Origin of the sequence: Nocardioides sp. NPDC057577 (genome assembly GCF_042801335.1) — a bacterium.
In the GTDB taxonomy this organism is placed as follows: domain Bacteria; phylum Actinomycetota; class Actinomycetes; order Propionibacteriales; family Nocardioidaceae; genus Nocardioides.
This window is the reverse complement of record NZ_JBHVGB010000230.1, coordinates 1-7860: the sequence shown is the minus strand read 5'-3', so window position 1 is coordinate 7860 and position 7860 is coordinate 1. Positions and strand designations below refer to the sequence as shown.

At 70.3% G+C, this 7860-nt stretch carries 10 protein-coding genes; 3 read left to right on the top strand and 7 right to left on the bottom strand.

Annotation, left to right across the window (positions count from 1 at the left end; all coding sequences use genetic code 11):
- Positions 1-60: 60 nt before the first annotated feature.
- Positions 61-1659 carry an ABC-F family ATP-binding cassette domain-containing protein gene (locus ACFU7D_RS27370; protein ID WP_378873300.1) on the bottom strand — a complete coding sequence of 533 codons (1599 nt, stop codon included), beginning with the start codon at positions 1657-1659 and terminating at the stop codon, positions 61-63.
- A 63-nt stretch (positions 1660-1722) separates the two neighbouring features.
- On the opposite strand from ACFU7D_RS27370, the gene ACFU7D_RS27365 reads away from it, so the two are divergent.
- A complete protein-coding gene (locus ACFU7D_RS27365; protein WP_378873298.1) occupies positions 1723-2679 on the top strand; it encodes a neutral zinc metallopeptidase in 957 nt (318 codons plus the stop codon).
- Between the two features lie 23 nt (positions 2680-2702).
- On the opposite strand, the gene ACFU7D_RS27360 is transcribed toward ACFU7D_RS27365, so the two are convergent.
- Positions 2703-3620, bottom strand: coding sequence for a phosphotransferase (locus ACFU7D_RS27360; protein ID WP_378873296.1), 918 nt, complete (start codon positions 3618-3620; stop codon positions 2703-2705).
- 114 nt (positions 3621-3734) lie between these two features.
- Here ACFU7D_RS27360 and ACFU7D_RS27355 point away from each other — a divergent pair, with 114 nt between their 5' ends.
- Positions 3735-4163: a hypothetical protein gene (locus ACFU7D_RS27355; protein WP_378873294.1), complete on the top strand. Its 429-nt coding sequence runs from the start codon at positions 3735-3737 to the stop codon at positions 4161-4163.
- A gap of 4 nt (positions 4164-4167) precedes the next feature.
- Here ACFU7D_RS27355 and ACFU7D_RS27350 read toward each other — a convergent pair whose 3' ends face one another.
- From ACFU7D_RS27350 to ACFU7D_RS27330, 5 genes are read right to left on the bottom strand one after another with little or no spacing between them, the layout of a single operon-like run.
- Entirely contained in the window at positions 4168-4782 is a 615-nt protein-coding gene (locus tag ACFU7D_RS27350) for an acVLRF1 family peptidyl-tRNA hydrolase (protein ID WP_378731851.1), read from the bottom strand.
- 9 nt (positions 4783-4791) lie between these two features.
- Positions 4792-5154, bottom strand: a complete 363-nt coding sequence (locus ACFU7D_RS27345) for an MmcQ/YjbR family DNA-binding protein (protein WP_378873292.1) — start codon at positions 5152-5154, stop codon at positions 4792-4794.
- Between the two features lie 23 nt (positions 5155-5177).
- Complete coding sequence (locus tag ACFU7D_RS27340) at positions 5178-5711, bottom strand: ASCH domain-containing protein (protein WP_378873290.1); 534 nt, start codon at positions 5709-5711, stop codon at positions 5178-5180.
- Between the two features lie 13 nt (positions 5712-5724).
- On the bottom strand, positions 5725-6582 hold the full coding sequence (locus ACFU7D_RS27335) for a GNAT family N-acetyltransferase (protein ID WP_378873288.1): 858 nt from the start codon (positions 6580-6582) through the stop codon (positions 5725-5727).
- 20 nt (positions 6583-6602) lie between these two features.
- Positions 6603-7244 (bottom strand): maleylpyruvate isomerase family mycothiol-dependent enzyme, encoded by a 642-nt coding sequence (locus tag ACFU7D_RS27330; protein WP_378873286.1) that lies wholly within the window; start codon positions 7242-7244, stop codon positions 6603-6605.
- Positions 7245-7477: 233 nt separating this feature from the next.
- Between ACFU7D_RS27330 and ACFU7D_RS27325 the strand changes: the two genes are divergently transcribed.
- Positions 7478-7819 (top strand): WhiB family transcriptional regulator, encoded by a 342-nt coding sequence (locus tag ACFU7D_RS27325; RefSeq protein WP_378873284.1) that lies wholly within the window; start codon positions 7478-7480, stop codon positions 7817-7819.
- Positions 7820-7860 lie beyond the last annotated feature (41 nt).

Here is a 7860-nt window from a genome sequence, read left to right as displayed (position 1 = left end):
GTATCCGGTCAGGACGAGCCGACTCGGCGCCGGATCTCGTCAGTTTGAGCCGACTCGGCCTCAGGCGAGCGAGACCAGGTCGGCGTACTCCTCGTTCCACAGGTCCTCGACACCGTCGGGCAGGATGAGCACCTTGTCGGGCTCCAGCGCGTGCACGGCACCCTCGTCGTGGGTGACCAGCACGATCGCGCCCTCGTAGCGGCGGATCGCGTTGAGCACCTCCTCACGGGAGGCCGGGTCGAGGTTGTTGGTGGGCTCGTCGAGCAGGAGCACGTTGGCCTTGGAGACGACGAGGGAGGCCAGCGCCAGCCGGGTCTTCTCGCCGCCGGAGAGCACGCCGGCGGGCTTGTGCACGTCGTCGCCGGAGAAGAGGAACGCACCCAGCACGGTGCGGGCCTCGGTGTCGGTCAGCTGCGGCGCCGAGGACTGCATGTTCTGCAGCACCGACCGCTTGGTGTCGAGGGTCTCGTGCTCCTGGGCGTAGTAGCCGATCTTGAGCCCGTGCCCCGGCACGACCTCACCGGTGTCGGAGGCGTCGACGCCGGCCAGGATGCGCAGCATCGTCGTCTTCCCGGCGCCATTGAGACCGAGGATGACCACGCGGGTCCCCTTGTCGATGGCCAGGTCGACCGCGGTGAAGACCTCCAGGCCGCCGTAGGACTTCGACAGGTCGTGAGCGGTGAGCGGAGTCTTGCCGGACGGCGCGGGCGAGGGGAACTTGATCGCGGCGACCTTCTCCTGCTGCCGCTCCCCCTCGACGCCCGCCATGATCTTCTCGGCACGCTTGAGCATGCTCTGCGCGGCGGTCGCCTTGGTGGCCTTGGCACGCATCTTGTTGGCCTGGTCGGTGAGCGTCTTGGCCTTGTTCTGCGCGTTCATCAGCTCGCGCTTGCGCCGGGCCTCGTCGGTCTCGCGCTGGGTCAGGTACTGCTTCCACGGCATGTTGTAGATGTCGATCACCTCGCGGTTGCCGTCGAGGTGGAAGACCTTGTTGACCGTCTGGGCGAGCAGGTCGTTGTCGTGGGAGATCACGATGAAGCCGCCCTTGTAGGACTTCATCCAGTCGCGCAGCCAGATGATCGAGTCGGCGTCGAGGTGGTTGGTCGGCTCGTCGAGGATCAGCACCTCGGCGCTGGAGAACAGGATGCGCGCCAGCTCGACCCGGCGGCGCTGACCGCCGGAGAGCGTCTTGAGCGGCTGGGTCATGATCCGGTCGGGGATGCCGAGCGACTGGGCGATCTGCAGGGCCTCGGTCTCGGCCGCGTAGCCACCGCCGGCGTCGAGCTCGTCGTGGGCGCGCTGGTAGCGCTTCATCGCCTTCTCGCGGACGTTGGGATCATCCGATCCCATCTCCTCCTCGGCGATCCGCATGCGGCGTACGGCATCGTCGAGCCCGCGCGCGGACAGGATCCGGTCCTTGGCGATCACCTCGGGGTCGCCGACCCGTGGGTCCTGGGGCAGATAGCCGATCTCGCCGGTGTTGGACACCGATCCGGAGGCGGGCAGGTGGTCACCGGCGAGCACCTTCGTCAGGGTCGTCTTTCCAGCGCCGTTACGGCCTACGAGCCCGACCTTGTCGCCGGGTCCGACTCGGAATGTGACGTTCTCCATCAAAAGTCTGGCGCCGACGCGGACTTCTAGGTCATGGGCAGTGATCATCTCCGTCACTAGTGTATGGGCGGGGCACTCGGTCCCACACATCACCACCTCCAGGGGGACAAGATGCGGTTCAACCCGAAGGCCAGACTCGACACCAGCCGGACCTCCGGCGGGGGCGGTGGTGGCGGGTTCGGCGGTGGAGGTGGCGGCCGGATCCCGATCCCCGGAGGCAAGGCGAGCGGCGGTATCGGCACCGTCATCCTGCTCCTGGTCTTCTTCCTCGTCACCCAGTGCATGGGTGTCGGGCCGCAGGTCCTCGGCGACAGCGGAGGCTCGACGTCGGTCGGCACCGGCACCTTCGGCGGCATCGAGGCGGCCGAGGGCGGCGACACCGGCGACTTCGGATCGTGCGAGACCGGCGAGGACGCCAACACCGACGAGAACTGCGCCTTCGTGGCGCTGGAGAACTCGATGACCGGCTACTGGGACTCCCAGCCCGATCTCTCCGGCCGGTTCCGTCCCGAGCAGTCCGTGGTGATCTTCGCCGACCAGGTCCAGACCGGCGGCTGCGGCTCGGCCTCCAGCGCCGTCGGCCCGTTCTACTGCCCGGCCGACGAGACCATCTACCTCGACCCGACGTTCTTCGACTCGATCTTCGAGCAGCTCGGTGGGCAGGACACCACCTTCGTACGCGCCTACGTGCTCGCCCACGAGTACGGCCACCACATCCAGAACCTGCTCGGCACCATGGGCCAGGTCCGCACCCAGCAGGGTCCCGAGTCTGACGCCGTACGCCTGGAGCTGCAGGCCGACTGCTACGCCGGCATGTGGACCGCGGCCGCCGAGGGCGACGGGTTCGTCGAGGACATCACCGACCAGGACATCACCGAGGGCATCACCGCCGCCAAGACCGTCGGCGACGACCACATCCAGTCCCGGACGACCGGCCGCGTCGACACCTCGCAGTACACCCACGGCTCCTCCGAGCAGCGGATCGCCTGGTTCCGGAAGGGCCTGACCACCCCCGACTCGATCGCCGGCTGCGACACGTTCAAGGCGCGGGATCTCGACAACCCGTAGGTCTCGCCGGTCGAGCGAGAACCTCACATCTCGAGCAGCGCCTCCACCAGCGGCGCCTGCCGCTGCAGGTTCCGCAGGTGGGGAGCGACCGCGGGGTGGCGGAACTTGGCGAGCAGCGGGCCCTCCCCCGGCGTGATCCGGCTCAGCGCCCACTCGGCGCGGCTCAGCGCGGTGTAGACCGCGCTGATCTGCGCACCGAGCTTCACCTCCTCACGGGTCGCGACGCCGGAGGGCAGCCCCAGGACGTACGCCTCCAGCAGTGGCTCGAACGACTCCCGGGCGTGCAGCAGATAGAGCCCGAGGTCACCACCGACGGGTCCGTGGCCCAGGCTCGACCAGTCGATCGCGATCAGCCGCTCGCCGTCGTCGCTGCGGCCGAGGAGGTTCTGCGGCGCCGGGTCGCCGTGCTGGGCGACCTGGGGCAGCTCGTCGAGGAGGTTGGTGAAGCGCCCGCGCCGCTCCCAGAGGGTGTGGGCGATGTCCGCGGCGGTCGTACGCATCATGGTCGGCCAGCCGCCGTTGTACTCCACCCGCGCCATCCGGTCGCGGAACTGGTCGCGCGCCAGCCAGCGCACCTCGCCCAGGTCCGCGCCGGCGAAGCGGCCCATCGAGAGCGCGGCGAAGAGCCCGGAGTTGGCGGCGTCCTCGACCCACTCGGTGGTCAGGGTGATGCCCTCGTCGTCCTCGGCGACGCTCGTGTGCGCGCCGATCATGCCCGGGGTGTCCTCGACGAGCCCCGAGGTGGCGACGTCGGCCGCCCGCCGCCAGTAGGCGAAGTGGCGCCGGCGGCCCAGCTCGGCCGGATCGTACGTCCCCGGCTGCCCGAGTCGTTTGACCACGACCGGCTCCTGCTCCTCGCCCACGGCGGTGCGCCAGACCCCCAGCGTGGAGGGTCCGGTGCCGCCGGGGAGGACGAGCCACCCTGGGTCGGGCTGCCACATGCTTGCCAAAGTAGCGCATCCTCGCAGGTCGCAACGGCACTCGCCGCCGCAAGGCCATGACAGATGCGATGACGGGATGCTGAGTTTGATCCTGGGGCCGATATGGTTGAGCCGATGTCCGAGACTGACTACTGCGAGCTGTGCGACCTGCCGAAGTCACAGTGCATCCATGGGCGGCCCCCGGCCCCGCCCGCTCCGGCTCCAGTGAAGAAGCCGGCAACCCGGGTGCGCAAGACCACGACGAGCACGACGGCCACCGCGCCGAAGGTCGTCACCAAGTCGGCTCCCCGCAAGTGGACCCCGCCGGCCGCCTTCGCGCCGCTCATCCTCGAGATCCTCGAGACCGCCGGCGGCTCGATGTCCGCCGACGACGTCCTCGACGAGCTCGAGAGCCAGCTGGCCGACAGCCTCCTGCCCGGAGACTTCGAGACCACCCCGGAAGGCGAGCTCCGCTGGCGCTACGCGGCGCGACGCGCCCGCCAGACGCTGCTGACCGACGGCCTGATGATCAAGGGCTCACCCGGAGTCTGGCAGCTCCCCTGAGGCGTCAGCTGTCGGCGTTGAGGACCTCGATTCGCACCTTCTGGGCCTCCTCGATGGCCTGATCGAGCACCGCGCGGTTGGGGTCCTGCACCGCCAGCCACAGCCCGGTCACCGTGAGCGCCTGAAGCCGCCGATCCGCGAGCACGTCGTCGACGCCGCCGTGGTCGCCGCCGGTCACGAGCGGACCTCGCAGCCCGTCGAGGATCCGGGCGGCGTGCTCGGCCGCCGCCTCGTACGCAGCGCTGGCCTGGTTGGCCCGGCGCCGGGCGAAGCGCTGCTGGCTCCAGCCACCCGCCTTGGTCTTCCCCTGGACGTGCCGGCGCCCGATCTTGTGGTCGGCGATCTCGCCGCCGCTCATCCGGGCGATCGCGAAGCCGCCCTTGCGCACCAGCAGCAGGCCCCAGGCCCGGGGGGCCGCCGAGGCGTCGATGAACGCCTCGACCTCGGCCGGCCCGGCGTATGTCCTCTCGAACGGCAGCGCCGCGATGAACGAGGAACCGTCGGCCGCAGCACCGGTCAGCGCACCGGAGTCGACCGCGAGCCGGGTCTGGCCGTGGCGCCCGGCGAAGTTGTCGACCCAGCGCTGGATCCGAGCGACCGGGACGGCGACGTTGGGCATGTCCGTACGCTACCGGTCCAGGCCACGCAGCAGCCGTGGCGGCGCGATGTGGCGGTAGGCGTCCTCGCAGATCTCGGCGACCTCACCCCAGTCGACGTCACCGTCGAGCCGCATCCCGACCCAGCCGCGGCCACCGACGTAGGGAGGTACGAAGAAGCGCTCGGGATCGTCACCGACGACCTCGGTCTGCACTCCCGCCGCCGCGGCCGCCCACAGATGCGGCTCGTCCCGCCCGTGATGGCCCTGCGGCCACAGCATCACGAACTGCTTCTTCACGAAGAAGCCGGGCGACCCATGGGTGACCCGCTCGGCGCTCTCCGGGAAACCGAGGCAGATCCCTCGTACCCGCTCGGTCAGCTCAGTCGGTGTCATGGCCCAGCATCCGAGCTCTCGGGTCAGTCCGGCTTCGGCCAGACGAGCTCGAACTGTTCCATCACGACCGCCATGTCCTCGCTGAACTCGTGGTCGGGACCGGCGAACTCGGTGAAGAAGCGTTCGTGGACCTCGCGCCAGTATTCGAGCGACAGGTCGCCCTCACCCTCCAGCCGGGCGAACTCCTCAGGGACCTCCCGGAACGGGGCGACGTCGACCTGGGTGGTGGCGATCAGTGCCCGCGGATGACCGGACCCGTCGAGGATGATGCTCATGCCGCCCACGGTCGGGAACGGCTCCTCGCCGCTCTCGAAGTCCCACTGCGCCGTGGCCGTCGCCGTCTTCACTCCCTCGAGGACGAGCTCGAGCAGCCCGTCTGCCTCTTCCGGCGTCCCGCCGAACCCCCACGCCGGTGGCTGCAGCGCCTCCAGCGGGGACGCGCCGAAGTAGCCCGGGGCGGCACTCAGGTGGGCGTGATGCTTCACGTCCTCCCAGAACGCGGCAACCTCTGCCTCTTGCTCAGGGTTGTCGGGGGCCATGACGGCGTCGTCGCTCATAGGCGACACTCAATCACAGTTCGCGCTGACCGCGCCGGGACTCGACGGAGGTGTCCGGCGCCGGTGATCGCGCGGTCACCAGGCGGGCTTCGGCGCGCCAGCCGAGGCCGGCGTAGAGCGGCTCGCCCATCTCGCTGGCGACCAGGAGGCCGTGGCCCGCACCGGCCTCGCGAGCGGCCGCGACGAGCAGACTCATCACCGCGCCGCCGAGCCCGCGGCGCCGATGGTCTGGGTCGGTCCGGATGCGGTCGGCGACGGCGTCGGTGCCGATCACGGCGATCGTTCCGTCCGCGGCCGCAGCCTCACCCGCGCGCACCGTCACCGTGATGACACCGCCGTCGCGCTCCACCTCGGCGCGGTAGCCCTCCGGGAGCTCGCGGGACGCATGGTCGGCGAGGTCGATCGACATCAGCGCCTCCTCGCGGTCGTCGGTGACCAGCCCGGCCTCGACCAACCAGGGACGTACGCCCGCGGGCGACTCGGTCACGACCGAGAGCCACGCCTCGGGCGTGGCCCGGGCGCTGTCGACGAGCCCGGCGAGCGTATCCGCGCCGTCGGTCGCCACCCACTCGACCTGGCGCCCGGGCTGTCCCACCTCGACGCGTACGCCTCCGGGCACCGTCGCGGGGCGCGGGCATCCCCGCGCGTAGGCCCAGCCGCGGGCCCACCGGGCGACCAGCTCGGGGAGGTCGGGGTCCTGCGCGGCGGCGGCGAGGGCGATCTGCCGACCGCGGTACCTCTCCCCCAGCACCGTCGCGACCAGCACGGCGACCGCCAGGCCGAACGCCAGCGGGTCGAGGGTGATCAGCCCGATCACCGCGATCCCCACCGCGGCGATGTACCCGAACCAGATCCGACCAGGAGCCTCCACGTCCGCGGAGCCTACCCGGGTCAATCGATCCGCCTCCGCAACGTCGCCACCCCGGGTCCGTCGAGATCCACCAGCGCGACCGACCGGCCGGAGAGCGCCATCGCCAGGGCCTCGCTGGGACCGGCGACCTCCTCGTCCGAGCCATCGGCCGCGGTCCAGGACCAGTCCTGGTCGGTCGCGCGCAGCGCGAGCCCGTCGAGCCGTCCGGCCGGGACCACCCCGAGCGAGGCCTGCCTGGTCGGCAACCAGTCGAGCACCGCGCGCCAGTCCTCGAGCGAGACGTCGGTGTCGAGACCGAGCGGCCGGACACAGTCACGCAGATGGATGCAGTGGTCGGTGAACTGCCCCATCGGACCGACCCCGGGTGCCGGCACCCGCTTGGTGGCGTACGTCCTCAGCAGCCCGGTCAGCTCGTCGACCGGCCGGCGAGCCTGCTCCTCGGCGATCGCGGCGGAGGCCCGGTCGATGGAGCCGCGGGCCAGCATCGTGCGCCACAGCAGCCGGCCGATCCCGACCGAGAACGGCATCGCGCTGTGCCCCAGCACCTCCCTCACCGTCCAAGCCGAGCAGAGGCTCCGCATCTCCAGCTGGGACTCGTCGAGGCCGTCGAAGAAGTCGGCGAGCAGGCGGCGGTTGGCTGCGGTGCGGGCGGCTACGTCCATGCCTCCACCCTGCCAAACAAACCAGTGGCCGCGCAGGGGTGCGGTCAGTAGCGTTGAGGGCATGAGCGAATGCATCACCACCTACGACATCCTGGTCCGACCGGTCCAGGGCGTGGACTTTGCGCGCATGGAGCCGCAACGACCGTAGGTGCTCACCGCACCCACCAGGGCCGCTCCGATCGACGGGAGCGGCCCTTTCTCATGTCCAGCAGCATCACCAGGAGGTGAACGAGATGGAGATCATCACACTCTTCGGAGAGGGATTCAGCACCAAGACCTACGAGCTGACGTTGAAGCACCCGACTCCGCGGACCGACGAGTGGGCCTGCGTGGGCGAGGACCCGGAGCTCTTTCACCCCGAGGACCTCACCCAGCTCGCCGAGGCACAGGAGGTCTGCGCGGGATGCCCGATGCGGCAGACCTGCCTCGAGCTCGGCACCGCCCGGCGTGAATGGGGCGTGTGGGGCGGCGTCCTCCTGGAGAGCGGCAGACCGCGGGACACCCCCAGAACTCCGGGGCGCAAGCCCTACAAGCGCAGTCAGGAAGCGATCGCGAGAGCCAGGAAGGTCGCCTGAATTGACGTGGGAGTCCTGAGGTCACCCGGTGACCTCAGGAC

Coding starts and splice junctions, on each gene's coding strand:
- ACFU7D_RS27340 (WP_378873290.1), bottom strand. CDS start 5,711: ATGAGCGACGACGCCGTCATGGCCCCCGACAACCCTGAGCAAGAGGCA.
- ACFU7D_RS27370 (WP_378873300.1), bottom strand. CDS start 1,659: ATGATCACTGCCCATGACCTAGAAGTCCGCGTCGGCGCCAGACTTTTG.
- ACFU7D_RS27355 (WP_378873294.1), top strand. CDS start 3,735: ATGTCCGAGACTGACTACTGCGAGCTGTGCGACCTGCCGAAGTCACAG.
- ACFU7D_RS27345 (WP_378873292.1), bottom strand. CDS start 5,154: ATGACACCGACTGAGCTGACCGAGCGGGTACGAGGGATCTGCCTCGGT.
- ACFU7D_RS27360 (WP_378873296.1), bottom strand. CDS start 3,620: ATGTGGCAGCCCGACCCAGGGTGGCTCGTCCTCCCCGGCGGCACCGGA.
- ACFU7D_RS27325 (WP_378873284.1), top strand. CDS start 7,478: ATGGAGATCATCACACTCTTCGGAGAGGGATTCAGCACCAAGACCTAC.
- ACFU7D_RS27350 (WP_378731851.1), bottom strand. CDS start 4,782: ATGCCCAACGTCGCCGTCCCGGTCGCTCGGATCCAGCGCTGGGTCGAC.
- ACFU7D_RS27365 (WP_378873298.1), top strand. CDS start 1,723: ATGCGGTTCAACCCGAAGGCCAGACTCGACACCAGCCGGACCTCCGGC.
- ACFU7D_RS27330 (WP_378873286.1), bottom strand. CDS start 7,244: ATGGACGTAGCCGCCCGCACCGCAGCCAACCGCCGCCTGCTCGCCGAC.